The following is a 26,359-nucleotide window of genomic DNA, read 5'->3' as shown; positions in this document are numbered from 1 at the left end:
AGCTTCTTCGGCCCCTGCGGTTTGCGGTCCTTACGGATCTCGAAGTCCATCGCATCCCCCGAGCTGGGGTGTTGCGACGATCCCTAGAACTTAAGCCGCGGGAGGGGCTTTCTCGTTGTAGGGCTTCCTCGGGTGGCGTTCCTGGCGAGGGGCTGCTGTGTTCTTGGAAGGCTTCTACCCTCTGTAGCCGCGACGTCACGGAGTTTTCCCTTTTGCCGGGACAAACGCCCATCCGCCGTGAAAGATGGAGATGCCGCGCCCCGCCGCGGCAAGCCGCGGGCATGCTCTGGGGCGGTGTGGAGAGGACGCCGCCGGCAGGACGCGCCGCCGGACCCGGAACCCGGCGGAGCGCTCCGTGAAGCGGAAATGTGCTGGTGTTGCGTGCGTACCTGGATCAGGGCCCTGCGCCCTTTCGATGCCGTCCCCGTACAGACCCATGTCGAGCGAACCGTCGACATCCGTGAGGCCGAGCGCTTCATCAGGCTCTTCCACGCCGAGAACCCCTCAGCCGGCGGCCTTCAGGCCCGCCTGCGCGAGGTCGCCAGGGACGTGGCCCGCCACGGCACCTACGTCCACACCTTCGAGGAGTTGGAGTTCGGCGCCAGGGTGGCGTGGCGCAACAGCAACCGCTGCATCGGCCGCCTGTACTGGCGCTCGCTGAAGGTCCGCGACCGCCGGACGGTGACGAGCGCCGAGGGGGTGGCGATCGACTGCGTCGAGCACCTGCGGGCGGCGACGGGCAACGGCAGGATCCGGCCCACGATCACCGTCTTCCCGCCCGACACTCCCGGCCGCCGCGCCCCTCGCGTGCTGAACGAGCAGCTCATCCGCTACGCCGGGTACCGCGTACGCGGGGGCGGGGTCGTCGGCGACCCCCGGTACGTCCCGTTCACCGACCTGGTGCGGACGCTCGGCTGGCGGGGCGGCCCCGGCAGGTTCGACGTGCTGCCGCTGGTCGTCCAGCCGGGAGTGGGACGCCCGCTGCTGTGCCATCTGCCGGGGGACGCGGTCCTGGAGGTGCCGATCGTCCACCCTGCCTACCCGTGGTTCGCCGAGCTGGGGCTGCGCTGGCACGCCGTCCCGGCCATCTCGAACATGTGCCTGGAGATCGGCGGCGTCTGCTATCCCTGCGCGCCGTTCAACGGCTGGTACATGGGCGCCGAGATCGGCGCGCGCAACCTCGCGGACGTCACCCGTTACAACCAGCTCCCCGCCGTCGCCGAGCGGCTCGGCCTCGACACGTCCACGGAACGCTCGCTCTGGCGCGACCACGCGCTGGTGGAGCTGAACGTGGCGGTGCTGCACTCGTTCGAGCGGGCGGGCGTGACGATGACGGACCACCACACGGAGTCCAACCGGTTCCTCACCCACCTGGCGCGGGAGGAGAAGGCGGGACGGGTCTGCCCCGCGGACTGGTCCTGGATCGTCCCGCCGATCTCGGGGGGCGTGACCCGGGTCTTCCACCGCTACTACGACGAGCGCGTGCTGACCCCGGCCTTCGTCCATCACCGGTGACGTGGCTTGCCTCCCAGAGCTAGAACATGATTCTGTTGGGGTATGGCGGAACTCGTGCTCTCCTCGGTCGCCCAGGGCGTGCTGACGTTGACCTTCAACCGTCCCGACAGCCTGAACGCGTGGACGGACGCCATCGGCCGGCGCTACTTCGACCTGCTCGAACAGGCCGAGAAGGACCCGTCGGTGCGCGTGATCGTGGTGACGGGGGCGGGCAGGGGCTTCTGCTCGGGAGCCGACTTCACGACGCTCAGCGCCATCAGGAGCGGCTCCTACGACGAGACGCCCGACCCGCGGCCCAACACCTTCCCGACGACCATCAGGAAGCCGGTCATCGCCGCCGTGAACGGCGCCTGCGCCGGGCTCGGCATGGTCCACGCGCTGGTGTGCGACCTGGTGTTCACCGCCGCCGAGGCCAAGTGGACCACGGCCTTCCCCCGGCGCGGGCTGATCGCCGAGTACGGGCTGTCATGGGTGCTGCCGAGGCTCGTCGGGCAGCAGCGGGCGATGGACCTGCTGCTGTCCGGGCGGGTCTTCACCGGCGCGGAGGCGTACGAGCTGGGGCTGGTCAACCGGGCGGTGCCGGGGGAGTCGCTGATGGAGGAGGTGCTGGCGTACGCGCGGGAGCTGGCCGTGCACAGCTCGCCCGCCTCGATGGCGGTCATCAAGCGGCAGGTCTGGAACGACTGGGACGTCACGCTGGAGGAGTCGGCGAAGACGGCGGTCCGCGAGATGCTGGCCTCCTTCGAGCGGCCGGACTTCGGCGAGGGCGTGGCCAGCTTCCTGGAACGGCGCGACCCGGACTTCCCCGCCCTGTGAAGCCCTGAGAGCCGTCCCGGACGCGGGTGGCGTCCGGGACGGGTGGGTGAAGCGCCGCGCGGAGGCTGAGGGGCAGCCGAGCTCCGCGCGCGGGGGTGTCAGCTGAGGCGGTGGGCGCCGCGTGCGGGGGTGGCGGGCAGGAAGCGGGGCTGCTTCCAGCCGCGCTCGGCGTAGGCGGCGGAGACCGAGTCGCGGACGGACTCCAGTCGGTCGTCGGCCACCAGCGCGATGGCCGAGCCGCCGAAGCCGCCGCCCGTCATCCGGGCGCCCCGCGCGCCGCCCCTGATCGCGGCCTCGACCGCCAGGTCCAGCTCGGGGGAGGAGACCTCGTACTGGTCGCGCAGCGACAGGTGCGAGGCGTTCAGCAGCGCGCCGATCTCGCTGATCGCGCCTGCTCGCAGCAGCCCGACCAGGGCCTCGACGCGGTGGTTCTCGGTGACGACGTGCATGGTGCGCTTGCGCTCGTCGCCCTGCAGCTGCGACAGCGCGCCGGCGAGGTCCTCGACGTCGCGCAGTGCCGCCACGCCCAGCTTGCGGGCCGCCGACTCGCACTCGGCGCGACGCTTGGCGTACTCGCCGTTGGCGTGCTCGTGGTGCACCTGCGTGTCGATGATGAGGATGCGCAGGCCGTGCGCGGCCAGGTCGAGCGGGATGTTCCTGGACCCCAGCGACCGGCAGTCGAGGAACAGCGCCTGCCCCTCCTGGGAGAGCGCCGAGGCGGCCTGGTCCATGATCCCGCACGGCATGCCGACGAACTCGTTCTCGGCCCGCTGGCTGATCAGTGCCAGCTCCATCGGCGACAGGCCGAGGCCGTGCAGGTCGTTGAGCGCGGACGCGACCGACACCTCCAGGGCGGCGCTGGAGCTGAGCCCCGCGCCCTGCGGCACGTCGCCGTCGATCGCGATGTCGGCGCCGCGCACCCGGTCGCCGAGCGTCGCCAGGACGCCGACCACGTAGCGGGTCCAGCCGCGCGACTCCTCGTGGGTCGGGATCGTCACCGGGTCGCCGTGCTGGAGCGACAGGAGGCGGACGGTGCTGTCGTCGCGAGGGGTGACCGCGGTCGTGACGCCCCACGGCACCGCGAACGGCAGCACGAAGCCGTCGTTGTAGTCGGTGTGCTCCCCGATCAGGTTCACCCGGCCGGGCGCGTGCCACACCGTGGCGGGGTCCGTGCCGAAGGCGGCACGGAAAGCTTCAACAACGCGCATAATCGCACACTCCTCAACAAAGGCCCGTCCGTAGACTAGCGCCATGGAAGAACTCCTGGATCCAGCACTCGCCCCGGTCCGGGTGTTCGTCAAGCACGACGACAACAAGGCCAGAAAGCTCAAGTACAACCTCGGGCATCCGCGCGTGCTCACCTTCGGCGGCGCGTACTCCAACCACGTCAGGGCTGTGGCGGCGGCGGGGCTGCGGCACGGGTTCGAGACGATCGGGGTGATCCGCGGCGAGGAGCGGCTGCCGCTGAACCCGTCGCTCGCGTACGCGGCGGCCTGCGGGATGCGGCTGACCTACCTCGACCGGGCGACCTACCGGCTCAAGCACACGGCCGAGGTGCAGGCGCGGCTGCGCGAGCGGTGGGGCGACGTGGCGATCCTGCCCGAGGGCGGCAGCAACGCGGCGGCCGTCCGGGGGTGCGCGGAACTGCCCGCGGAGATCGCCGAGGAGTACGACGTGATCTGCTGCCCGGTCGGCACGGGCGGCACACTGGCCGGGATCTCGGCGGGGCTGCCGCCTGGCCGGCGGGCGATCGGGTTCGCGGTGTTGAAGGGGGCGGGATTCCTGGCCGGCGAGGTGGCCGGGCTGCAGCGGGCGGCGTACGGACGGGTGTGGACGAACTGGTCGCTGGAGCTCGGCTACCACTTCGGCGGCTACGCCCGGACAACACCAGCCCTAGACGGATTTATCGCGAAATATCAGGTGGAAGGGGTGTACGTGGCGAAAATGCTCTACGGCATCTTCGACCTGGTACGCCAGGGCGCCTTCGCCGACGGCACCCGCATCGTGGCCGTCATCACCGGTGAGCCCTCGATCCCCGCCGCTCCCGATCAGCCCGCCACCCCGGTCGCCGAGCGCGCGGCCCCGACCGGCTCCCACGCCAGGATCGCCGGGGCCGCTTTCTAGCCGAGCTGGTCGAGGATGGGCGCCACCAGCGCGTTCAGCTCGCGCGCCAGCACCACCACCGCCCTGGCGGCGCTCTGCTCGACCTCGTCGTGCGGGCCCTCCGGCTCCGGCGGCAGGTCGGCGAGCGGCACCGGCGCCTCGACGAGCAGCGTGGCGCGCAGGAACGGGCTGCGTGCCAGGTCCTGCTGGGTCGGCTCGACGTACTGGCCGAACGTCTCCGGCCAGCCCTGCCAGCCGCGGTCGCGCCACCAGGTCCTGGATCTGGTCAGCTCCTCCGGCAGCGGCGACACCAGCTTGACGCGGGCGGTGAGGGTGCCGTCCCAGGTGTTGCGGAGGCAGGTGGCGTCGAGGACGCGCCGGTCCCAGCGGACGTAGCCGGGCGACAGCGACGTCGGCGTCGCCAGCCGCCACGCGGCGCAGGCGAACCGGACCGGCGCGATGTCGCCCCACTCGAACTCGTCCAGGTTCTTCCGCACGTGCACGGCGAAGCGCCCGTCACGGTCCCTGTCGAACTCTTGGTCGATCCAGAACGCTTTTGCCATGTGGTCTACGCTACGGCCCTCGACCCTCTCCGGGCCGCTGGTCTCCGGATCTCGGCATCTGGCGGTTTCCCGTCGATTTCCCTGTGACGATAGTGGCACATGTGTAGTTTTTTCACTTTCTACGGTGACTCTGGGAGTGGGCATGTCGTCAGATCAGCTCGGTGCGGCGATGAGGCGCTGGGAAGCGGGAGAGCTCGACGAGGCCGCCGGGTTGTTCAGGGCGATCGCCGCGACAGGGGACCCCGAGGCGTCCCATCTGCTGGCGTGCCTGCTGGAGGATCAGGGGGACCTGGACGGCGCCGAGGCGGCGCACCGGTCGGTGATCCAGTCGGGTGACCCGGTGTTCGGGCAGCGCTCGGCCATCGCCATGGGCATGATGCTGGTCAACGCCCGCGAGTGGCCCGCCGCCCACCGGGTGCTGACGATCGCCTCCGACGGCGCCGACTTCGAGGTGGCCGCGCTCGCCGACACGGCGCTCGTGCTGGTGCTGACCGAGTTGGGGGACGTCCAGGGCGCGGCGGAGGCGCTGGAACGGGCCCGGCGCTGCGACAGCTCCGCGGTCTCGGAGCTGGCCGAGCGGCTCGAACTGCCCTCCTTCTTCCCGGACGTCCAGGCCACGGGGACGGCCCGCGACCGCTTCGAGGCGGCGGAGGACGAGGACGACTACCGCGCGCTGCTGACCTGCGGCGACCCCGAGGTGGTGTCGCTGTCGGCGTTCCAGCTCTACCAGCTCTACGCCGACGAGGAGGAGTTCGAGGCCGCCAGGGAGGTGTGCGAGCACGCGATCGCCGTAGGGCACGCCGACCACCTGGCGATGGCGTACAAGCTGCTCGGCGCCGTGCTGGTGGACCTCGGTGAGTACGCCGAGTCGGTGGCCGCGTACGCCAGGGCGGCCGAGGACCCGCGTCCCGAGCTGCGGCTGCCCGCGCTCATCGAGCAGGCCAAGGTGACGGCCCAGCTCGGCGACGTGGAGGAGACGAAGGCGATCTTCCGCCGGGTGATCGCCAGCGGGCAGCAGGAGTACGCGGTCGAGGCGCAGGCGTGCCTGGCGCAGATGCACACCGAGGCCGGAGAGGTCGCGGAGGCGCTGGCGGCGGTGCGCGCCGTCCTGGCCGCGGGCGAGTCCGAGTGGTCGTCCATCTCGGTCACGCTCCTCGGGATGCTGCTGGACCGGCACCCGGACGCGCACGACGAGCTCATGGAGCTGATCAGGGCGACGGCCGAGCACGACGACCCCGACGCCGCGTTCAAGGCGGCGCTGCTGCTCGACCACGCCGCGCGGCAGCAGCCGCTGGCCGACCCGGTGGAGGAGCAGGCGCTCCAGGACGCCGACGACGCGCTGCGCCACCTGCAGGCGGGTGAGCTGACCGAGGCTCGGCTGCTGCTGCGCCGGGCCGCCGACTCCGGAGCGGCCACGCAGTCCATCAGGGCCATGGTCACGCTGGCCCAGCTGGAACTGGGCGAAGGCGACCGGGACCAGGCCGACGAGCTGCTCGCCTACGTCGCCGAGGGCGACGAGCCGCTCCAGGGCTTCACCGCCGCCTTCCTCCTCCACCTGCTTCGGACCTCCGGCGACGAACTGCACCCGGTGCTGGGGGCGGTCATCGACCACCAGCGGCTCGGCAGGGAGGAGGGGCTGGTCCGCTACCGCGCCGCCATGGACCACCCCGACCCGTCCGTGTCTGCCATCGGCACCGCCGTGTTCGCGCAGGTGCTGGCCTCGGTCGGGTTCGAACTGTCGGACGCGGCCAAGCTGTTCCACACCGCCGCCGACTCCGGCGACCCGTTCGCGCTGGCGTACACGGCGACGATCTTCAAGGACGTCCTGGCCAACCAGGACGAGCCGGACCAGGCGATCGCGCTGTTGCGCCGCGCCCGATCGTCCGGCCATCCCGCGCTGGCGCCCTGGGTGACGTACGGGCTGGGCGAGATGCTCGTCGAGCACGATGGCGACCTGGTGGAGGCGAGGGACGCGTACACGTCCGCGATGGGGGGTGAGCACTGCGGGCTGCGGGTCGAGGCGGCCGGCGCGCTGCTGCAGCTCTTCGAGCGGCAGGGCGACCTGCTGGCGGCGTGCGCGCTGCACGAGGCGTTCGTGGCCGAGGCCGACCCGGTGCAGGCGGGGCGCCACGCCTGGCTGCTCGGCCTCACCAGGGTCAGGCTCTACGACCTCGCCGGTGCGGCCGCGGCGTTCGAGCTGGTTCCCGAGGATCACGAGGATCAAGGCGAGACCGGGAGGTTCGCCCGGCTGCTGCTCTCCGGCGACTTCCCCGGCGCCGCGTCCGCGTTCGCCCCGATTCCCGACGACGGCCGGTCCTGGATGGCGACCTCGCTGGCCACGCAGAGCGCGCACACCTGGCAGCGCGCGGGCGACTCCGCCATGGCGGACGGCGCGCTCTCGCTGGTGATCGAGCACGGGCACCCGGACTTCCGGCAGGAGGCCGCCTGCTACCTCGGCGCGCTGCGCAACGACGCGGGCGACCGGCGGGGCGCGATCGTCGCCTGGGAGGTCGCGGCGCAGGGCGACGACGAGCGCCTGGCCGGGGTGGCGCTCCGCGCCCTGGCCCCCACCTGGCAGCGCCTCGGCGAGCCGGACGCGGCGGCCGACGCCTTCCTGCGGTGGGCGCAGGCCGCGACCGACGACGAGGCCGCCGCGAGCGCGGTCCTGGGGCTCGGCGAGGCGCTGGTCAGCGCCGGCAAGGCGGACGAGGCCCGCCAGGTGCTGGAGGAGAGCTTCGGCGAACTGGCCCCGCTGCACCTCGCCGGGTTCCTGCGCGACGCCGGGGACCTGGCCGCGGCCTTGGCCGCCGCCCGGACCGCCGTCGACTCCGCGCCGTCCGAGCTGCAGGGGGAGGCGTCGTGGTTGCTGGGCGACCTGCTCGCGCGGATGGGCGACCTGGCAGGGGCGCGCGCCTCGTTCGAGCGCGCGGTGGCGGCCGACCCCGACTCGGCGGGCAGCATGCTGCTGGAGGCGGGACGCAGCCTGGAGAAGGCGGGCGACGCGGACGCGGCGCGGTCCGCTTACCAGCGCGCCGCCGCCTGGGAGGCCGAACCGTACGTGGCGGCCGCGGCCCGCGTCCGCCTCGGCACGGCCACCCCGGAGGAGCGGCCGTGGGTCCTGGCCGCCGAGGGCGACCGCGAGGGCGCGCTGGCGGCCCTGACGGAGGTGACCGGCTCGGCGCGCCTGGCCGAACTCCTGCTGTCCCTGGACGCCGCCGACGTGCCGGCGGTGCGCCGGCTGCTGACCACCTGGCCGGACGGCCCGTCCGGGACGCCGCAGGGCCCGGGCGGCCTCGCCGGGACGCCCGAGAGCCGTCGCGACGTCGTGGAGACGCCGGAAACCGGCGTCGACCCCGTCCTCGACCCCATCTTTGACGACGCCCTCGCTGAGACGCTGGAGGCCGCGCGGGCGTGTGGCGACGGCGACACCGCCAAGGCGCTCTACCGGCTGGTCGTCGAGCTGGGGACGCCCGAGCGGTCCGCGATGGGGCGGCTGGGGCTGGGCGAGCTGATCGCCGCCGACGGGCACCACAGCCGGGCCGAGCTGTGCTACCTGCCCGCCACCGAATGCGGCAACGCCCAGATCGTCGAGATGGCCTGGCGGAACCTGGCGGCCGTCCGCAAGCGTCGCGGCGACCTCGACGGCGCGGCAGAGGCGCTGCGGGCGGCGATGCCCGCCACCGCGGTGCGCCTCGCCGCCCTGCTCGAAGAGCGCGGCGACGCCGCCGGCGCCCGCGAGGCGCTCACCGAGGGTGCCGCGCGGGGTGACCTCGACTGCCTGCGCCACCTGCTGGTGCACCTGCTCCAGCAGGAGGACTACGAGGCCGTCGCCGCGAAGGCGGATCAGGCCGTCAGCACCGGCGACCCCGAGACCGTGGCGATGGCCTACTGGGTGTGGGGAGACGCGTGCAAGGCCGTGGGCGACCTGGCGGGCGCGGTGCTGATGTACCGCAAGGGCATCGACGTCGGCTTCCCCGACACGACGCCCAGCATGCGGACCGACCTGGCCCAGGCGCTGCACGCGCAGGGCGACACGGCCGCCGCCGTGCAGGAGGCGCGCTGGGCCGTCGAGTCCGGCGAGCCGGACGCCGTGGCCAGAGGCGGCATCCACCTGGGCTGCTGGCTGCACGAGGACGGTGACCCGCTCGGCGCAGCCGAGGCGTTCGCCGCCGCCGCGGCCACCGAGACCGTCCTGGCGCAGACGGCGGTCGACAACCTGTCCGCGCTCGCCTATCAGGCCTACGAGCGGAACGAGCACGCGCTGGCCGTGCAGATCCTGTCACTCATGGGCGAGCACGCCGCCGACAGGGCCAAGGAGCTGGGCGGGATCTGCGACGACGCCGCCGCCGTCCGCGCCTACTACGCGCTGGCGGGCTCGGGCCCGTTCGTCGAGCTGGACGTCGCCGAGCGCCTCGCGGAGCTCGGGGACACGGCCGACGCCCGCGCGATCTACGAGCGGCTGAACGAGCACGAGGACCCGGACGTCCGGTTCGTCGCCGGCGGCAGACTGCTCACGCTGCTCGACGAGCAGGGCGACGCCGAGGCGTTCTACACCATCGCCGAACGGCAGGCGGGCGACGCCGACAGCCCCGTCCAGTCGGTGTTCGGCAGCCTGCTGGGCATGCTGCAGGAGCGCCAGGGCGACACCGAGGCGTCGCTGCGCACGCTCAGGACGGCGGCCGAGAGCGGCGAGCCCACCGCGCTCACCGTCCTGGCCCAGGCCCTGGTCAACGCGGGCGAGGTGGCGGAAGGGCGCGAGGTCTACCTGCGGGTGGTCAACGGCGACGACCCGGAACTCGCGGCGCGGGCCATGGTGGCGCTCGGCCACACCCACCACGACGAGAACGAGACCCAGGCCCGCCAGTGGTACATGCAGGCGGTGGACGCGGCAGAGGGGCGCGTCAGCGCACTCGCGGCGATGTACCTGGGCGCGCTGGCCAAGCGCCACCGCGACTTCCCCGAGGCGCTCACCTGGTACCAGCGGGTCATCGACTCGGGCGACAGCGAGTCGGGCATGGCGGCGGCCCACCTGGGCGAGCTGTGCTACTGGCTGGGCGACAGGGACGGCGCGCTGAAGTTCTACGAGCTGACGCTGAGCCTGACGGATCAGCCCGAGCTCGTGGCGGAGGCCGCGTACCGGCTGGGCGAGATCCGTCACGCCCACGGTGACGTCACCCTGGCCAGGCGCATGCTGGAGACCGCCGTGGCGACGGGCGACGCCACCTTCGCCCCGGAGGCCGAGGCCCTGCTGGAGAAGCTGGCCTAGGACCGAGGCCGAACGACGACCCTGCGAGGGGCACGCCCAGGTCGAGGGCGTGCCCCTCGCGTTTCTGACGATGGCGCCGGCTGGCGACCTTGCGTTTAATTTAATGACCGTATAGTCTCATCGGGTCAAATATTTGAGGTGAGACTGATGGCCAAGGTCGGCAGGCCGCCACAGGACCCCGCGCGCCAGCTGGAGCGGGCGCACCGGATTCTCGACGCCGCCGCGGAGCTGATCCTGCGCTGGGGCTACGACAAGACGACGATCGACGACGTCGCCCAACAGGCCGGGGTCGCCAAGGGCACGATCTACCTGCACTGGAAGACCCGCGACGCGCTGTTCGCCGCGTTGCTGCGCCGCGAGCGGGTGCGCATGCTGGGCGAGGTCCGCGCGCAGGCCCCCGCCACGCTGCGGGCCCTGCTCGCGGAGCTGTCCGCGACGCTGCTGCGCAGGCCGCTGATGAAGGCGCTGCTGCTGGGCGACGCGGAGGTGCTCGGCAAGCTCGCCCGGCACAAGCGCGGCGGAACGGGAGGCCCGGAGCAGGCCGCGTTCCAGGACTACCTCGGCGAACTGGACAAGCGGGGCGCGCTCCGCACGGACCGCACTCCGGCCGAGCACCTGACGATCCTCGGCTCGGTCGTCTACGGGTTCCTGATGGCGCAGAGCGTCCTGCCGGAGCCCGCCCGCCTGCCCGACGACCGGCTCGTCGAGCTGCTCGCCGACACCGGCGACCGCGCCATGAGCACGGAGGGGACGCCCACCGACGACGACGCCCGCGCCATCGCCGAGGCCACCCTCGACTACCTCGACACCATCGAGGAGATCGCGCAGCGGAAACTGGCGGTCTCTCTTGGGGGCGACCCCGCAAAGGAGCGTGTGACGTGAGGGCTGTCCTCCCTCTCGACGATGCCGCCGCCGACCTGGCGACCGTGGGCGGCAAGGGCGCCTCCCTGGCCAGGCTGACCAGGGCCGGGCTGCCGGTCCCCGGCGGGTTCCACATCACCACCGAGGCCTACCGGCTGTTCGTGGCCGGCTTCCGCGACCAGATCCTGGAAGCCGCGTCCGCCGGCGACGCCGACCGCATCGCGGCCCTGTTCGCCGCGCACGAGGTGCCCGCCGAGCTCGCCGCCGACATCCGCGACGCCTACGACCGGCTGGGCGGTGTGGCGGTGGCCGTGCGCTCGTCCGCCACCGCCGAGGACCTGCCCGACATGTCCTTCGCCGGCCAGCAGGACACCTACCTCAACGTCAGGGGCGAGACGCTGCTCGACGCGGTCAGGCGCTGCTGGGCCTCGCTCTGGAACGCCCGCGCCATCGCCTACCGCGAGCAGAACGGGGTGCCGCAGGACGACGTCGCGCTGGCCGTGGTCGTCCAGGAACTGGTCGACGCCGACGCCGCCGGGATCATGTTCACCGCCAACCCCGTCACCGGCGCGAGGGACGAGACCGTCGTCAACGCCTCGTGGGGCCTGGGCGAGGCCGTCGTCGGCGGCCAGGTCACGCCCGACACGATCGTGGTCACGTCAGGAAAGGTCACCGAGACGCGAGTGGGCGACAAGGCCGTGATGACGGTCCGCACCGCCGACGGCACCCGCGAGGAGCCCGTCCCGCAGGAGCGGCGCGGCGCGCCCGTCCTCGACTCCGCGCAGGCGGAGCGGCTCGCCGCGATCGGCGCGCGCATCCAGGACCTGTACGGGACCCCGATGGACGTCGAGTGGGCCAGGCGCGACGGCGCGTTCGCGATCGTCCAGGCCCGCCCGATCACCGGCCTCAAGCAGCAGGTCGAGGAGTGGAACGACAGCCGCAACGGCTTCTACCTGTGGACCGGTGGCAACCTCGGCGAGGCCATCCCCGACGTGATGACCCCCGCCACCTGGTCGTTCGTCCGCATGTTCATCCATGAGGCGATGTCGGCGTCCGCGCTGCCCGGCTTCGACCTGGTCGGCAACATCGGCGGGCGCTTCTACCTGAACCTGAGCATCACCTTCTCGATCGCCAAGGCGCTCGGCATGCAGGGCCGGCTCGGCGCGGTCGAGCAGGTCTTCGGCAAGCTGCCGCCCGGCCTGGACGTGCCCGGCGTGGCCATCTCCCGCTGGGAGATCATCCGGCGGACCATCCCGCTGGCCGTCCGCATCCAGAAGCGGGTCCGCACCAACCTCAAGGTCATGCGCCCCTTCCTGGCCACCGCCCAGCGGCGCTGCGAGGAGCTGCGCGACCGGATCGCCGCCACCACGACCGGCCCCGAACTGGCCGCCCTGTGGGCGGGCGAGATCGAGCCGCACGTCGTCACGGCGTGCCGCGTCCTGGAGGCCGCGGGCCGCCAGGGCGGCGCCACGCTCGTCTTCACCCGCGACAAACTGCGCAAGATGATGGGGGACGTCGACGCCGAGGCCATGCTCACCGGCGTCAACACCGACGGCGAACTGGCCAGCCTCGGCCCGGTCATGGGGCTGACGAGGCTGGCCAGAGGCGAGATCACCCGCGAGGACTTCGCCCGCTCCTACGGTCATCGCGGCCCGCACGAGTTCGAGGTCTCGATCCCGCGTCCGGGGGAGGACTCCGCCTGGATCGACGCCCAGCTCGCCGGGCTGCGCGACCTGCGCGCCGACACCGAGGCGCTGCTCGCCCGCCAGCGCAAGGCCCGCGACGAGGCCTGGGCCCGCTTCGCCCGCCGCTACCCGCGCAAGGAGGCCCGGATGCGGGCCAGGGTCGCACGGTGGAACGAGGTCGTCCGCGACCGGGAGTCGGCCCGCTCGGAGAACATGCGCGCGTTCTGGGTGCTGCGGGCGTTCGTGGTCCGCGCCGGCGAGCTGACCGGGCGCGGCGACGACCTGTTCTACCTGCACCTGGACGAGATCCTGGACGTGCTGCGCGGCTCGGACCAGCCGCTGCGGCAGGTCGCCGTGCGGCGGGCCACCTTCGAGCAGTACGCGGCCCTCCCGCCGTACCCGGCGCTGATCGTCGGCCACTTCGACCCGGTGCGCTGGGCCGCCGACCCCGGCAGGCGCAGCGACCTGTACGACCCGCGCGGCGGCATGGCCCCCGTCAGCGACACCGTCACCGGCTTCCCCGGCGCACCCGGCGTCGTGGAGGGCGTCGTCCGCGTGATCTCCAACCCGGAGGACGGCGACCGGCTCGGGCACGGCGACATCCTGGTGACGACGCTCACCAACGTCGGCTGGACGCCGATGTTCCCGCGCGCGGCCGCGGTCGTGACCGACATGGGGGCGCCGCTGTCGCACGCCTCGATCGTCGCCCGCGAGCTGGGCATCCCCGCCGTCGTCGGGACGGGTAACGCCACCATGCGGCTGCGTGACGGCGACCGCGTCCGGGTCGACGGGGAGCGGGGCACGGTCGAGCTGCTGGCGTCCGAGGCGACCGGGTGACCGTCCCCCTGCCGGAGCCGGTGGCCGTGGCCCTCGAACACCGGCTCGGCGCGCCCGTCCTGGACGTCTCAGCACGTCCGGGCGGCTTCTCGGGCGGGGTGCGCGGGGTGGCCGCGCCGGCCGGGGGGCGGAGGGTGTTCGTCAAGGCCATCCGGGAGGACAGCGAGCACGCCGGCGACTACCGCTCCGAGGCCATGGTCTCGGCGGCACTGCCCGCCGCGGTGCCGTCCGACCTCGGCGACGCCGACCCGCAGCAGATCTTCGTCGCCCACCCCGTGGGCCGGGACGCGGACCCGGATCGGGTCGACGCGCTGCTGGTGGCGCTGGCCGGCTACTGGACGCGCACCGCCGCGCTCCCCGGCCCGCCGCACGCCCCGCACCTGCGTGACCGTCGCGAACGCGCACGCGGGGCGACGACCGCCTGGCTCGCTCACCGCTGGTCGTGACCCCCTGCGGCCGGGTCCGTGGGATCGCCGGTCGCCTCGGCCGGGTCCGTGGGATCGCCGGTCGCCTCGGCCGGGGCTGGGGGGTCGCCGGTCGCGAGGTCGAAGGCCGCCAGTTCGGCGCGCAGCACGTCGGCGGCCTGGCCCGGCGGGATCGCGCCCGCGGCCATCCGCTGCCGGAGCCAGGCCCCGAAGGCGTGGGCCTCGTCCCGGTACTGCAGGGTGGCGGGGGAGTGCCGCCAGAACTCCTCCAGCTCGGTGCGCGCGGCGGCGCCGAGCAGGCGGCAGGTGAGTGGCAGCACCGAGAAGATCGTGACGAACCGGTTCACCCGGTACAGCGTGCAGTTCACCGACATGCCCCGATCGGCCAGCATGGCGCGCAGCCGCCGCCGTTCCCGCTCGTCGAGCGCGAACTCGCGGACCTCGGCGTCGAAGTCGGCGCCCGCCCGGACACAGCGCTCCGGGGACGCGACGAACTCAGCGGTCGCCCGCTGGAACTCGGCGAGTGACATCGTTCTCCCGTCGCGACGTCGTCCAGATGTCGCGGGCTCTGGCGAGCTCCCGCCTCACCCCGTCCGCTCCCAGGCCGGGAAAGTAGGACTCGTCGAACTCGAAGGTGACTCCCCGCAGGTTCGGGGCCCGCGGGACGACGGCTTCCAGCATCCGCCAGACCTCGGCCGGGCACGGGCCCGCGTGCGAGTCCAGGTAGGCGCCGTGGAAGTCGTTCCCCCCGGCGACGTGGATCTCCTCCACCGCGGTCAGGTCGAGGTCCCGCAGGAAGGCGTCGCCGTCCACGCCCAGGTTGCGGACGTTCACGAGGAGGTTGTGCAGGTCGAGCAGCAGGCGGCAGCCCGATCCGGCGGTGAGCCGGTTCAGGAACTCCACCTCGCTCATGTCCGTGTCGACCACGGGCGTGTAGACGACGCCGTTCTCCAGCAGCAGGGGCCGGCCGAGGATCTCGCCGGCCCGGCGCGTCCGCTCGGTGAGGAGGTCGAGCAGGTCCTCGTCCCAGGGCAGCGGCAGCGCGATCCCGGCGTGGTGGTCGGCGACCCCGTCGGGCGAGGTGCGCACCGCGGCGAGATGGTCGCTGACCCACCTCAGCCCGTACCGGTCACGCCAGACGGCGAGCTGTTCGAGGTAGGCGGTGTCGAACCTGGCGACGCTCGCGATCGACAGCCCCACACCGTGGGCCACCAGCGGATACTCGCGGGACAGCGCCTGCACGACCGCCACGTCGGCGGCGTGCTCCCGGAACCGCGAGGCCGCCCCCAGCCCGCGGTCGGACCAGCACCGGTCCGGGATGATCTCGACGTAGTCGACGGGCAGGGACCTGGTCAGCAGCAGTTCGGTGAGCGCCCGGTTGTACAGGACGCCCACCCCGAGAGCCCGCGTCATCGCCTACAGCCGCTTCATCGACTCCAGATCCACCCGGACGATCTGCGAGATCTCCGGCTCCTCGACGATCCAGACAGGCACCCCCGACGTGCAGGCGGGGCAGCCGTTCAGGCCGCGGATGATGTCGGTGATGTGCGGCTGGAGCTTGACCGTCTGCTCCAACCCCGTCCCCTTCGGCACGACGACCTTCACCGCCGGCCCGAGCGCTTCCTGCAACACCTGAATCTCGGCGAACCTGTTCGACTCCATCGCCGTCCCTTCGTCGTGGAGACCATCGAGAGGGTGCCAGACCGTTGTAAGCCGTACCTCCGCCGTCGTGCGTCAGGGCCTCTCCTGGGGAAAACCCTGGCCCGCTTCTGAGACCGTCGCGGAACGGACATCCGGCCGATGGCGGGTGTACTTTCGGCCGATGGAACCGGCCGCCGCGCCGCAAGATCATGAGATCTCGTGAATCGACTCCTCACGGCCTCGCTGCTCGCGGCGACGGCCGTCCTGCCAGGGCTGATCGCCGCTGAGCCGGCGCTGGCCGACACCTCCATCTCCTGGCAGCGGTGCGCCGAGCAGCCCGCCGCCGAGTGCGGCACCATCGAGGTGCCCGTCGACTGGGACGTCCCGTCCGGGCCGAAGACCAGGCTGTCCGTCGTGCGGCGCAAGGCCACCGATCCCGGCGCCCGAGCCGGCACCCTGTTCTTCAACCCCGGCGGCCCGGGCGGCCAGGCGGTGCTGATGGTCCGCGACTACCTGTCCGAGACCTTCTCCGACGATCTGCGCCGCCGCTTCGACATCGTGGGCATCGACCCGCGCGGGGTCGGCGAGAGCGGCGCCGTACGCTGCGGGCTGCCGGTTCACGACCCCGCGATCAGCCAGTACCCCCGCACGCCCGCCGAGTACGACCGGCTGGTCGCGCACAACGGCGCGGTCGGCGAGAGCTGCCTGACCGGCACGGGCCCGCTGCTTCGCCACATCGACACCACCAGCGTCGCCCGCGACTTCGACGCGGTGCGAGCCGCGCTGGGCGAGACGAAGGTGAGCTTTCTCGGCAAGTCGTACGGCACCATGCTCGGGACGGAGTACGCGCGGCTCTTCCCCGGACGGGTGCGCACCATGGCCCTGGACGGCGCCGTCGACCACGGGATGACCTCGGACCGGATGGTCACCGACGCGACCGTCGCCGTCGAGGACTCCTTCGAGCAGTTCGCCGCCTGGTGCGACCGCACGGCGACCTGCGCGCTCCACGGCCGCGACGTCGGGCGGGTGTGGGACGACCTGGTGGCGCGGGCCGAACGCACCCCCATCCCGGTGAAGGGCGGGCGTCCCATGACCGCCGAGCAGCTCCGCTACGTCGCCTACGTCTTCCTCACCCTGTCGCCCGAGTACGCCGGCGGCCTGGCCACCGGCATCGTCCAGGCCGAGAAGGGGGACGCGGCGCTCTTCGGGACCATGCGCGGGCAGGCGCTGGACGATCCGGCGAGCACCGCCGCGTACCGGTCGATCCTGTGCCTGGACATCGACCCGGGGATCCGCAGCTACCGCGACCTGCGGGAGCGCCTGCACAGGGTCCGCAAGCTGTCACCGCACATGAAGGGCACCTCGGAGTTCTGGGACATGACGACCGGCTGCCTCGGCTGGCCGCTGCCTCCGACGAACCCGCAGCGGCCGGTGGACGTGCACGGCACCCCGCCGATCCTGGTCGTCGGCAACACCCACGACCCCGCGACGCCGCTGCGCTGGGCCCGCAGCCTGTCGGCGCACATCCGCGACTCGGGCGTGCTGGTCTACGACGGCATGGGTCACACCGCCTACCGGCGGTCCGCCTGCGCGACCGGGCACATCGACCGCTACCTGATCACCGGACGCCTCCCCGCAACCGGGACGACCTGCCCCGCCGCCTGACGGCCCGCGGGCAAGACCGGTGCCGCCTGACGGTCTGCGGGGCAGGCCGTGGGGCGAGGTCGTCTGAACGGCGTGCGGGTCAGGCGGTGAAGACGGCGTCGAGGTAGACCCAGGCGCCCTCGTGCCGGGCGAACCGGCTCTGTTCGCGCAGTTCGCCGGGGCGACCCCCGTGCACGTAGCGGGCGCGGAAGGTGACGGTGCCCTCGGTGTGGAAGGGGGTTCCGCCGGAGGTGTCCTCGATGTCCAGGCCGGTCCAGCGCATGCCCGGTTCGAAGTCGACGCGGGACGGGCGGGTGCGGGGGTGCCAGGTCCGCAGCAGGTAGGCCTCGTCCTGGACGGCGAACGCGGTGAAGCGGGAGCGCATCAGAGCCTCGGCGGTCGGGGCGGCCTGCCCGGCGTGGAACCGTCCGCAGCACTCGGCGTACGCGCTGGGCAGGCCGCACGGGCAGGGCGCGCCGGCTGGTGGTGAGGCGGGACGGGGCCGCGGTCGGGACATGCCGTCCATTCTCTCCCGCCACGCAGTGGGCCGCTGGGTCAGGTTCGCCCTCGCGTCACCGGCTGCCGAACTCGCACTGCTCCGCGGTCCACTTGGCGGCCTGCTCGCTCGGGGTGACGCCGATGCCAGGACGGCCCGGCACGATCATCCGTCCGTCGCGGATCTCCAGACGCTCCTCGAACAGCGGCTCCAGCCACTCGAAGTGCTCGACCCAGGGCTCCAGCCCGTACGCGGCCGCCAGGTGCAGGTGGATCTCCATGGCGAAGTGCGGGGCCAGCTGCAGGCGGTTGTGCTCGGCCAGCGCGGCCAGGCGCAGGAACGGCGTGATGCCGCCGATCCTGGGCGCGTCCGGCTGGATGATGTCGGCGGCGCCGGCGCGGATGAGCTCGGCGTGCTCCGCGACGCTGGTGAGCATCTCGCCGGTGGCGATCGGCGTGTCGAGCGAGGCGGCGAGGGCCGCGTGGCCGGTGTTGTCGTAGGCGTCGAGCGGCTCCTCGATCCAGACGAGGCCGAACCGTTCGAGGGCGCGGCCGAGGCGCTGGGCGGTGGGGCGGTCCCACTGCTGGTTGGCGTCGACCATCAGCGGCACGCCGTCGCCCAGGTGCTCGCGGACCGCGGAGACCCTGGCCAGGTCGACCTTGGAGTCGGGGTGGCCGACCTTGAGCTTGATGCCGCCGATGCCGCGCTCCAGCGACGCGGTCGCGTTCTCGATGACCTGCTCGATGGGGGTGTGCAGGAATCCGCCCGAGGTGTTGTAGCAGCGCACGGAGTCGCGGTGGGCGCCGAGCAGCTTGGCGAGCGGCAGGCCGGCCCGCTTGGCCTTGAGGTCCCACAGCGCGATGTCGAGCGCGGCGATCGCCTGCGTCGCCAGCCCGCTGCGCCCGACGGACGCTCCGGCCCAGACGAGTTTCTCCCACAGCCGCGCGATGTCGCTGGGGTCCTCGCCGAGGAGGTCGGGGGCGATCTCCCTGGCGTGCGCGTACTGCCCGGGGCCGCCGGCGCGCTTGGAGTAGCCGAAGCCGAAGCCCTGGGCGCCGCTCTCCGCGCCGATCTCGGCGAACAGGAAGGCGATCTCGGTCATCGGACGCTGCCGCCCGGTGAGCACCTTCGCGTCACTGATGGGGGTGGCGAGCGGGAGGTAGACGGAGGAGAGCCGGACCCAGGAGATGCGGTCGGGCCTGCTGCTCGTGGAGCCGGCGTCCAAGATTCAGAGCCCGGTGGTGAGGCCGGACAGGTCCATGGGGGCCATCCGCTCGATCGCCAGCCGGGTGCGCTCCATGGCCTCGACGATCTCCCGCGTCCGGTCGTCGGTGAGCCTGGAGATGGGCACCGAGCAGCTGATCGCGTCGGTCGGCGGGCCGGTGTAGCGCAGCGCGAAGCCGAAGCAGGTCACGCCCGCGTAGTTCTCCTCGTTGTCGATCGCGTACCCGCGCCGGCGGGTCAGTTCCAGGTCGCGGACGAGGGCGTCGCGGTCGACCAGCGTGTTGGGCGTCAGCGGGGTCAGCTGCTCGGGGATGGGCACCTCCACGCCGGTGCCGAGCCGCTCGGCCAGCAGGGACTTGCCCATGGCCGTGCTGAAGGCGGGCAGCCTGCGACCCACACGGCTGAACGGGCGCAGGTACTGGCTCGACTCCTTGGTGGCCAGGTAGACGATGTCGCCCCGGTCGAGGCGGCCGAAGTGGATGGTCTCGTCGAGCAGCGCCCCGAGGTCGTTGATGTGCGGCTGGACGATGCGCAGGTAGGGGTCGGTGTCGAGGTAGGTCGTGCCCGCGAGCAGGGCGCGGATGCCGATGCTGTAGAGCGTGCCGGTCGCGTCGGTGCGGACCCAGCCGTGCTCCACCAGGGTGCGGATCAGCGCGTAGATGCTGCTCCTGGGCGCGCCGAGCGCCTCGCTGAGCTCCCGCAGGCGGGCGGGACGGTTCTGCCGCGAGGCGAGCAGCTCCAGGAGTTCCACCGTGCGCGCCGCCGACTTCACGCCCCGCACGCCGGTCTGCGCCGCGCTGTCGGAGGAGTCCGGCGGGCTGTCCGCGGCATCCAGGGGAAGAGACATCGCACCTCATCGGTCGGGGTGAGCTCGCTCAGCGTGTTGACACTTTACCAATGATGGGGCAAGACTGCTCGCCACGTGACCGGCATCTACATATGGAGACACTGTGACCGCTACGTATACAGACGAGAAAGTATGTGTACGGAGGTCTGAGCGAGTGGCCACAGCCGTCGAGCGGCTGCGGCGCGGCATGGAGACCGCGGTGTTGTCCTTCCCGCTCACGGCGTTCGACCCCGACGGCCGGATCGACCTGGACTCCTTCCGCGCCCACATCCGCCACCAGCTGTCGGCCGGCCCGGGCGCGCTGTTCCCCTGCTGCGGGACGGGCGAGTACTTCTCCCTGGCGGAGGACGAGTACGCGAGCCTGGTCGCCGCCGCCGTGGAGGAGGCCGCCGGCGCGGTGCCCGTGGTCGTGGGAGTGGGTTACGGCTGGGCCCAGGCCGCGCGGTTCGCCGCCATCGCCGAGAACGCGGGGGCCGACGGCGTGCTGCTGATGCCGCCCTACCTCGTGGAGGCGCCCCAGGCGGGCCTCGTCGAGCACGTCCGGCGGGTCGCCGCGAGCACGGAGCTGCCGATCATCGTCTACCAGCGTGCCCAGGTGAAGGTCGCCGTGGGCGGCGTCGCCGGGCTGGCCGCGATCCCGAACGTGATCGGCTTCAAGGACGGCCACTCCGACCTGGACCGGCTCCAGCGGCTCAAACTCGCCGCCCCGGCCGACTGGCTCTTCTTCAACGGCGCCGCGACAGCCGAGATGCAGGCCCGCGCGTACCGGAGCATCGGCGTCCCCGCGTACTCCTCGGCCGTGCACGCCTTCGCCCCTGAGATCGCGCAGTCGTTCTTCCGCGCCTTCCACGCCGACGACCACGCCGCCATGGAGCGCCTGCTGAGCGAGTTCTACGTCCCGCTGGTCGAGCTGCGCGACCAGGGGATCGGCTACAGCGTCTCGCTGGTCAAGGCCGCAGCGAGGCTCCGCGGCGCGAACGTCGGCTCGGTGCGCGCGCCGCTCGCCGACCCGCCCCCCGAGCACGTCGAGGCGCTGGACGCGCTGCTGACCAAGGGCCTGGCCCTCGTGGCCGCCACCCAGTAGGAGTCAGGCCGGTTGGTCCCAGATGCTGGGGGTGTCCGGCCCCTCGTGCCGGGCCGTCCGCAGGTCTGTCGACCAGTCGAGGGCCGCGTTGGCGTTCTCCAGGTCGTCGGTGGCGATGACGATCCGGACGCCGCCGAAGGTCGTGTAGGCGAGGTCGATGTTGACGTTCGCGTCGGCGAGTTGCCTGGTCAGCTCGCCGAGCGTCCCCGGCCGGTCGTCGATGTCCACCACCAGGACGGGGCGCTCGTCGGCGATCCCCATCCCCGCGTCTTCGAGCGCCTCCCGGCACCTGGCCGCGGCGGAGTCGTCGACGAGCACGTGCACGACGCCCTTGCCCTCACCCGTGAACGCGGCGAGGCCCTGGATGTTCACGCCGACCTGGCCGGTGACCTCCCCGAGACGGGCCAGCTCACCCGGCTGATCATTGAGAATCACAGAGATATCCGTAGGCATCGCTCTTTCATCTTCTCACCGGACCGCATATACGACAATTCGCCCAGAAGGGGACGCTCGCCCACGGCGAGCCCGGTGGGACGGCTAAAGGTTAGGAAACTTTCTTAAATTAGTTGACGCGCTCCCTGACCCGTGGCATTGATGGCGGTGTCAGCCCCTCGGACGTGAAGGAACCCCCCGTGCGCCTTCGCCTCGCCCTCGCCGCCCTCCTGTGCGTCTCCGCGCTCGCCGCGCCGACCCCCGCCCTCGCCCGGCCACAGGTCCGGGCCGCCGCCTTCAACCATCCCGGCGTCCTGGTCAGCAGGGCGCAGCTCGACTTCGTCAAGGTCCATCTGACGTCCGAGCCGTGGAAGTCGGCGTGGAGCGCGCTGCGCGCCAGCCAGTACGCCTCCCTGTCATGGACGCCGAGGCCGCGCGCCACCGTCGAGTGCGGGCCGAGCTCCAACCCTGACTACGGCTGCTCCGACGAGCGCGAGGACGCGATGGCGGCCTACACGCACGCCCTGCAGTGGTACCTGACCGGCGACTCCCGCAACGCCACGAAGGCCGTCCAGATCATGGACGCCTGGTCGGCCGTGATCACCGAGCACATCGGGAGCAACGCGCCCCTGCAGACCGGCTGGTCGGGCGCGTCGTTCTCGCGGGCCGCCGAGCTGATCAAGCACACGTACACCGGCTGGGCCAACGCGGGACGGTTCGCGTCCAAGCTGCGCTCGGTCTACCTGCCCACGGTCGTCAACGGGAGCCCCAACACCAACGGCAACTGGGAACTGATCATGACGGACGCGCTGATCGGCATCGCGGTGTTCCTCGACGACCGGGCCTCCTTCGACAAGGCCGTGCAGCTGTGGCGTGGCAGGCTCCCCGCCTACGTCTACCTCGCCTCCGACGGCGCCTACCCGAAGTCCCGGCCCGGCAGCAAGTACGACACCAAGGACGAGATCATCGACTACTGGCACGGGCAGACCACCTTCGTCGACGGCCTGGCCCAGGAGACCTGCCGCGACTTCGGCCACACCGGCTGGGGCATCGCTGCCGCCGCGCACGTCGCCGAGACCGCCCGCCACCAGGGCCTCGACCTGTACGCGGAAGGCAAGGACCGGCTCAGGCGCGCGATGGGCTTCCACTCCGGGCTCCAGCTCGGCGAGCCGGTGCCGTCCTGGCTGTGCGGCGGGAAGGTCAACCTGGGGCTCGGGCCGGTGCTGGAGGTCGGCTACAACGCGTTGCACAACCGGATGGGCATCGCCATGTCCCGTACGCAGCGGCTGGTGGAGCAGTCGCGTCCGGCAGGAGTCAGCCACTTCCTCGGCTGGGAGACGCTGACCCACGCCGAGAACCCGAACTGACGCTGTCCCGCGCCGATGACTCGAACGGGGATCGGCCTCCCGGCTGAGCCCTGAACTGAGGACTCACGTAACTTTCGTCTCACGCACACCTCTCGTACCGCCACCGTCCTTGATCACGTCCGATCTTGTCGGTCATGAACAGATGGCGCGTGGTCACGGCGGCCGCGATCTTCACTGCCGCGCTCGCGGCGCTCACCGGGACGGCGGGCGCGGACGAGATCCACGACAACTCCCGTCACACCTTCGACCTCCAGGCCCATCGAGGCGGGCTCGGGCTCGTGGTGGAGAGCACCCTGCCCGCCTTCGCCAACGCGCTGGAGCTCGGGGTCGGCACGCTGGAACTGGACGTGCAGATCACCGAGGACGGCCAGGCCGTCGTCACCCACGACCGGCGCATCAGCGGTACGAAGTGCCGCGACACCGCGCCCGCCACTCCTGGCGACCCCGAGTTCCCCTACGTCGGCAAGTACATCAAGACGCTCACGCTGGCCCAGGTCAGGACCATGGACTGCGGCTCGCTGACCCTGCCGGACTTCCCCGGCCAGCGGGCGGTGCCCGGAACCGGGATGGCGACCCTCCGCGAGGTCTTCGACCTGGTCAACCGCTACCACGCCCGCGGCGTCATGCTCAACGTCGAGACCAAGGTCGAGGCGGGCGCGCCGCAGGAGACCGCGCCGCGCGAGCAGTTCGTCCAGGTGACGGCCCAGGAGATCAGGCGCGCCGGGCTGCTGCGGCAGGTCACCATCCAGAGCTTCGACTGGGGCGCGCTCATGCGGATGCGCGAGGTCGAGCCGAAGCTGCCGCTCGTCGCCCTGACCAACCGCGACTTCCTGCAGACCGGCAAGCCGGGCGCGTCGCCGTGGCTCGGCGGCATCGACATCGACGACTTCGGCGGCGACCCGCTCAAGGCGATCAAGTCGTTCGGCGCGGACGCCTTCTCGCCCGTGCACGGGTTCCCGCAGAACGGCAAGGTGACCGACCCCGGCTACCAGGCGTACGTCACCAAGGACATGGTGGACCAGGCGCACGCGCTCGGCCTCAAGGTCATCCCGTGGACCATCGACGACGAGGCCACCCTCAACAAGCTGATGGACGACGGCGTGGACGGCATCATCACCGACTACCCCGACCGCCTCCGCCAGATCATGGCCGCCCGCGGCCTCAAGCTCCCCAAGCAGTACACGCTCAAGCCGTAACCCCTGGCAGACCCCTCCAGCAGCGCGCCGGACACTGTGCGGAACGGCGCAGGGTGGTGACGCTCAGACCCCCTTCTGAGCGTTGGTCGTCACGCCGCACACCGGCCCCTTCACGCGCCGCCCCCACGGGGGCGCCCGTGGAGGGGCTTCTGGCGATGGACGGCGGGGCGCGGGCGCGTCGGCGGGGGAGTGGCGCCGCTGTCGGGCGGCTGGCCGAAGGAGCGGCGGCGAGCGGGCTACTCCGTGGTCGGCGGGTGGCGGAAGGCGGCCTGGACGCCTGCCTGGAAGCGGGTGTGGGCGCCCAGCCTGCTCATCAGGTCCGCGATGCGGCGCTCCGCCGTGCGGTAGCCGATGCCGAGCTGGCGGGCGATGGCCTCGTCGGTGAGCCCGGCGACCAGGAGGGCGATCAGCCGCTCGTCGTCGTGACCGGGCTGCCGGGCGCGGGACGACGACGCGGCCCCGGGCGCGGGTGGCCGCAGCCGCAGGGGGAGGGCCCGCTGCCACAGCCCTTCGAAGAGCCTGCTCAACGCCTGGAGCAGGCCGGACGGGTGGACGACGAGCGCGGCGTCGGCGTCGGGGTCGTCAGGCTGGTGGCGCAGGAGCAGCAGCGCGAACCGGTCGTCCATGAGGTAGAGCTTCATGGGCAGGCCGGGCAGCACCCGCGCCTGCTGGCCCGCCCCGATCATCGTCTCGATCTGGCGCAGCGCCCCGGGCCGGTCGACGAACTCCCGCTCGTAGATCATGCGGACGGTGACGCCGCGGGCGAGCAGTTCGTGCTGGGCCGCCACGCTGCCCGGCGGGTCGAAGTACGGCGGCTTGGAGAAGCAGCGCAGCTGGTGCGACGCCGCGCGCTGGATCTGGGCCTGCCGCTGCTGCACCGCCCGGTGGCCCGTCACGACCTCGACGACGACCTGGGGCGCCTCCTCGGTGGCGCGGCGCTGGTAGGCCCGGTCGAGTTCGGCGGCGCGTTCGCGGGCCTGGAGCAGCTGCCGTTCGGCGGTGACCAGGAGGACGTCGAGGGCGACCTCCGGGGCGACGGCCGCGTACCGTGGCGGCTCGTCGGAGGACCTGGTGACCAGCCCCTTGGCCTCCAGCGTCCCGAGCAGGCCGGGAAGGGCCTCCGGACGCAGCCCGGCCGCCGCTCCCAGGGACGCGACCCGGGCCGAGGTCGCCGGCGAGCTGTCGATGAGCAGCTCGTACACCGCCTCCTCGGCCGGCGTGAGCCCCGCCGCGCCGAGGGCGTGCTGGGCGGCGGGGCCGTCAGGCGAGGGGCGCGTCATCCTGCGGGCTCTTCTCGTCGGCCAGCCACCCGCGCAGGACGGCCTGGTAGCCGGCCTGGAAGCGGGTCTGGGCGTCCAGCTGGATCATCATCGCGCGGACGTGGCGGCGGACCGTGCGGTCGCTCCAGCCGAGGTGGGCCGCGATCGCCCGGTCCGTCTGGCCCGCCACCAGCCGGGCGAGCAGGTCCCGCTGCGGGCCGGTCGGGCTCGTGGTCTCCGCCAGCTGCGCGCGTCCGCGGCTGACGTGCAGCGGGACGGCCCGCTCCCAGTACATCTCGAACAGCGCCGTCAGCGCGTCCAGCAGCGTCGAGTCGTGCACGACGAGCGCGGACTCGACCATCTGCAGGTCGTGGCGGAGCGGTACGAGGGCCATCGGATAGTCGCTGAGCACCAGCTTCATGGGGACGTCGCCGACCCGGACCTGCTCGCCGGCGGCGACGTAGTCGGCGATGGCCTGCAGTGTTCCGGGCACCTCGATGGCCCGCCTGTCGTAGACGACCCGGTAGTCGACGCCGCGGCTCAGCAGGTCGAACTCCTGGGTGTTCCCGCCCACGACGCCCGCGTACGGCGGCGCGTCGAACACGCGGATCTCCTTGCGCGTGCCGCGCTGGAGCTGTTCGAACCGGCGCAGGACCGCCTCCCGCCCGATCACCACCTCCACCAGCCCGCCGGACTCCTGCGCGGCCGTGGTCCGGTGGTAGCGCGTGGAGAGCTGGGCGACGCGCAGCCGGGCGTCGGCCAGCTCGCGGGCCCGCTCGCGGATCAGCGCGTCCAGCCCCATCTCCGGCGGGACGACGACGAACCGGGGCGGGTCCTCGGGGAGCCGGGCGATCAGCCCGAGCTCCTCGAGCCTGACGGCGACGGCGCCGGTCAGCCCCGGCGGGAGGTGCTGGGCGGCGAGCCGGCCCAGCTCTTCGAGGGTGACGGGGGAGTGCTCCACCAGCGCCTCGTAGAGGGCCTGCTCGGCAGCGGACAGGCCGAGGATGCGCAGCATGCCCTCCATGATCCTCACCACCGCGGGCCCGCGCTGTCCTTTCCGGTCATTGGCAGGAAGCCCCCGTAGGTGGGAGGCCGCGG

The 26,359-nt window shown here is 72.5% G+C and carries 22 protein-coding genes; 11 read left to right on the top strand and 11 right to left on the bottom strand.

Going from position 1 to position 26,359, the window contains the following annotated elements:
- The first annotated feature begins 381 nt into the window (after nt 1-381).
- On the top strand, nt 382-1,515 hold the full coding sequence (locus tag ABT294_RS37320; protein WP_350811119.1) for a nitric oxide synthase oxygenase: 1,134 nt from the start codon (nt 382-384) through the stop codon (nt 1,513-1,515).
- Between the two features lie 42 nt (nt 1,516-1,557).
- Complete coding sequence (locus tag ABT294_RS37315) at nt 1,558-2,331, top strand: enoyl-CoA hydratase-related protein (protein ID WP_350811118.1); 774 nt, start codon at nt 1,558-1,560, stop codon at nt 2,329-2,331.
- A gap of 98 nt (nt 2,332-2,429) precedes the next feature.
- Here ABT294_RS37315 and galK read toward each other — a convergent pair whose 3' ends face one another.
- Nucleotides 2,430-3,539 (bottom strand): galactokinase, encoded by a 1,110-nt coding sequence (gene galK, locus ABT294_RS37310; RefSeq protein ID WP_350811117.1) that lies wholly within the window; start codon nt 3,537-3,539, stop codon nt 2,430-2,432.
- Between the two features lie 43 nt (nt 3,540-3,582).
- Between galK and ABT294_RS37305 the strand changes: the two genes are divergently transcribed.
- A complete protein-coding gene (locus ABT294_RS37305; RefSeq protein WP_350811116.1) occupies nt 3,583-4,455 on the top strand; it encodes a 1-aminocyclopropane-1-carboxylate deaminase/D-cysteine desulfhydrase in 873 nt (290 codons plus the stop codon).
- Here the strand turns inward: ABT294_RS37305 and ABT294_RS37300 are convergent.
- A complete protein-coding gene (locus ABT294_RS37300; RefSeq protein WP_350811115.1) occupies nt 4,452-4,997 on the bottom strand; it encodes a hypothetical protein in 546 nt (181 codons plus the stop codon). The genes ABT294_RS37305 and ABT294_RS37300 overlap by 4 nt on opposite strands.
- A 142-nt stretch (nt 4,998-5,139) precedes the next feature.
- On the opposite strand from ABT294_RS37300, the gene ABT294_RS37295 reads away from it, so the two are divergent.
- From ABT294_RS37295 to ABT294_RS37280, 4 genes are all read left to right on the top strand, one after another.
- The gene (locus ABT294_RS37295; RefSeq protein ID WP_350811114.1) at nt 5,140-10,263 is read left to right on the top strand and encodes a tetratricopeptide repeat protein; all 5,124 of its coding nucleotides are present in this window, start codon (nt 5,140-5,142) and stop codon (nt 10,261-10,263) included.
- Between the two features lie 147 nt (nt 10,264-10,410).
- Nucleotides 10,411-11,145 carry a TetR/AcrR family transcriptional regulator gene (locus tag ABT294_RS37290; RefSeq protein ID WP_350811113.1) on the top strand — a complete coding sequence of 245 codons (735 nt, stop codon included), beginning with the start codon at nt 10,411-10,413 and terminating at the stop codon, nt 11,143-11,145.
- Nucleotides 11,142-13,646 carry a PEP/pyruvate-binding domain-containing protein gene (locus tag ABT294_RS37285; protein ID WP_350811112.1) on the top strand — a complete coding sequence of 835 codons (2,505 nt, stop codon included), beginning with the start codon at nt 11,142-11,144 and terminating at the stop codon, nt 13,644-13,646. The genes ABT294_RS37290 and ABT294_RS37285 overlap by 4 nt, the downstream gene beginning before the upstream one ends.
- Nucleotides 13,643-14,092 carry a hypothetical protein gene (locus tag ABT294_RS37280; protein WP_350811111.1) on the top strand — a complete coding sequence of 150 codons (450 nt, stop codon included), beginning with the start codon at nt 13,643-13,645 and terminating at the stop codon, nt 14,090-14,092. Before ABT294_RS37285 ends, ABT294_RS37280 begins: the two co-directional genes overlap by 4 nt.
- Here the strand turns inward: ABT294_RS37280 and ABT294_RS37275 are convergent.
- Genes ABT294_RS37275 through ABT294_RS37265 form a run of 3 tightly spaced genes read right to left on the bottom strand, consistent with a single transcriptional unit; the run spans nt 14,077 to nt 15,733 of the window.
- On the bottom strand, nt 14,077-14,601 hold the full coding sequence (locus tag ABT294_RS37275) for a hypothetical protein (RefSeq protein WP_350811110.1): 525 nt from the start codon (nt 14,599-14,601) through the stop codon (nt 14,077-14,079). The two genes, ABT294_RS37280 and ABT294_RS37275, sit on opposite strands and share 16 nt — an antisense overlap.
- Nucleotides 14,567-15,484, bottom strand: a complete 918-nt coding sequence (locus tag ABT294_RS37270; protein WP_350811109.1) for an MbnB/TglH/ChrH family RiPP precursor modification enzyme — start codon at nt 15,482-15,484, stop codon at nt 14,567-14,569. The genes ABT294_RS37275 and ABT294_RS37270 overlap by 35 nt, the downstream gene beginning before the upstream one ends.
- A 3-nt stretch (nt 15,485-15,487) precedes the next feature.
- Complete coding sequence (locus tag ABT294_RS37265; RefSeq protein WP_350811108.1) at nt 15,488-15,733, bottom strand: hypothetical protein; 246 nt, start codon at nt 15,731-15,733, stop codon at nt 15,488-15,490.
- A 198-nt stretch (nt 15,734-15,931) separates the two neighbouring features.
- Here ABT294_RS37265 and ABT294_RS37260 point away from each other — a divergent pair, with 198 nt between their 5' ends.
- Nucleotides 15,932-17,377, top strand: a complete 1,446-nt coding sequence (locus ABT294_RS37260; protein ID WP_350811107.1) for an alpha/beta hydrolase — start codon at nt 15,932-15,934, stop codon at nt 17,375-17,377.
- A 79-nt stretch (nt 17,378-17,456) separates the two neighbouring features.
- Here ABT294_RS37260 and ABT294_RS37255 read toward each other — a convergent pair whose 3' ends face one another.
- The 3 genes from ABT294_RS37255 to ABT294_RS37245 are packed head-to-tail and all read right to left on the bottom strand — an operon-like array spanning nt 17,457 to nt 19,923.
- Nucleotides 17,457-17,882: a YchJ family protein gene (locus ABT294_RS37255; protein WP_502912195.1), complete on the bottom strand. Its 426-nt coding sequence runs from the start codon at nt 17,880-17,882 to the stop codon at nt 17,457-17,459.
- Nucleotides 17,883-17,928: 46 nt separating this feature from the next.
- Nucleotides 17,929-19,077 carry an L-talarate/galactarate dehydratase gene (locus ABT294_RS37250; RefSeq protein WP_350811105.1) on the bottom strand — a complete coding sequence of 383 codons (1,149 nt, stop codon included), beginning with the start codon at nt 19,075-19,077 and terminating at the stop codon, nt 17,929-17,931.
- Nucleotides 19,078-19,080: 3 nt separating this feature from the next.
- Nucleotides 19,081-19,923 carry an IclR family transcriptional regulator gene (locus ABT294_RS37245; protein WP_350811104.1) on the bottom strand — a complete coding sequence of 281 codons (843 nt, stop codon included), beginning with the start codon at nt 19,921-19,923 and terminating at the stop codon, nt 19,081-19,083.
- Nucleotides 19,924-20,077: 154 nt separating this feature from the next.
- Here ABT294_RS37245 and ABT294_RS37240 point away from each other — a divergent pair, with 154 nt between their 5' ends.
- Entirely contained in the window at nt 20,078-21,007 is a 930-nt protein-coding gene (locus tag ABT294_RS37240) for a 5-dehydro-4-deoxyglucarate dehydratase (RefSeq protein ID WP_350811103.1), read from the top strand.
- A gap of 3 nt (nt 21,008-21,010) precedes the next feature.
- Here ABT294_RS37240 and ABT294_RS37235 read toward each other — a convergent pair whose 3' ends face one another.
- Nucleotides 21,011-21,442, bottom strand: a complete 432-nt coding sequence (locus tag ABT294_RS37235; protein ID WP_350811102.1) for a hypothetical protein — start codon at nt 21,440-21,442, stop codon at nt 21,011-21,013.
- A gap of 197 nt (nt 21,443-21,639) precedes the next feature.
- On the opposite strand from ABT294_RS37235, the gene ABT294_RS37230 reads away from it, so the two are divergent.
- Together ABT294_RS37230 and ABT294_RS37225 are read left to right on the top strand one after the other, a co-directional pair.
- Nucleotides 21,640-22,806: an alginate lyase family protein gene (locus ABT294_RS37230; protein ID WP_350811101.1), complete on the top strand. Its 1,167-nt coding sequence runs from the start codon at nt 21,640-21,642 to the stop codon at nt 22,804-22,806.
- 134 nt (nt 22,807-22,940) lie between these two features.
- Nucleotides 22,941-24,002, top strand: coding sequence for a glycerophosphodiester phosphodiesterase (locus tag ABT294_RS37225; RefSeq protein ID WP_350811100.1), 1,062 nt, complete (start codon nt 22,941-22,943; stop codon nt 24,000-24,002).
- Between the two features lie 236 nt (nt 24,003-24,238).
- Here ABT294_RS37225 and ABT294_RS37220 read toward each other — a convergent pair whose 3' ends face one another.
- Together ABT294_RS37220 and ABT294_RS37215 are read right to left on the bottom strand one after the other, a co-directional pair.
- Complete coding sequence (locus tag ABT294_RS37220; protein ID WP_350811099.1) at nt 24,239-25,282, bottom strand: LuxR C-terminal-related transcriptional regulator; 1,044 nt, start codon at nt 25,280-25,282, stop codon at nt 24,239-24,241.
- Nucleotides 25,263-26,297, bottom strand: a complete 1,035-nt coding sequence (locus tag ABT294_RS37215; protein WP_350811098.1) for a LuxR C-terminal-related transcriptional regulator — start codon at nt 26,295-26,297, stop codon at nt 25,263-25,265. Before ABT294_RS37215 ends, ABT294_RS37220 begins: the two co-directional genes overlap by 20 nt.
- Nucleotides 26,298-26,359: the final 62 nt, after the last annotated feature.

It is taken from the genome of Nonomuraea sp. NPDC000554, assembly GCF_040300065.1.
In the GTDB taxonomy this organism is placed as follows: domain Bacteria; phylum Actinomycetota; class Actinomycetes; order Streptosporangiales; family Streptosporangiaceae; genus Nonomuraea.
The sequence above is the reverse complement of the archived record's forward strand: the minus strand, read 5'-3'. Positions and strand labels throughout refer to the sequence as shown.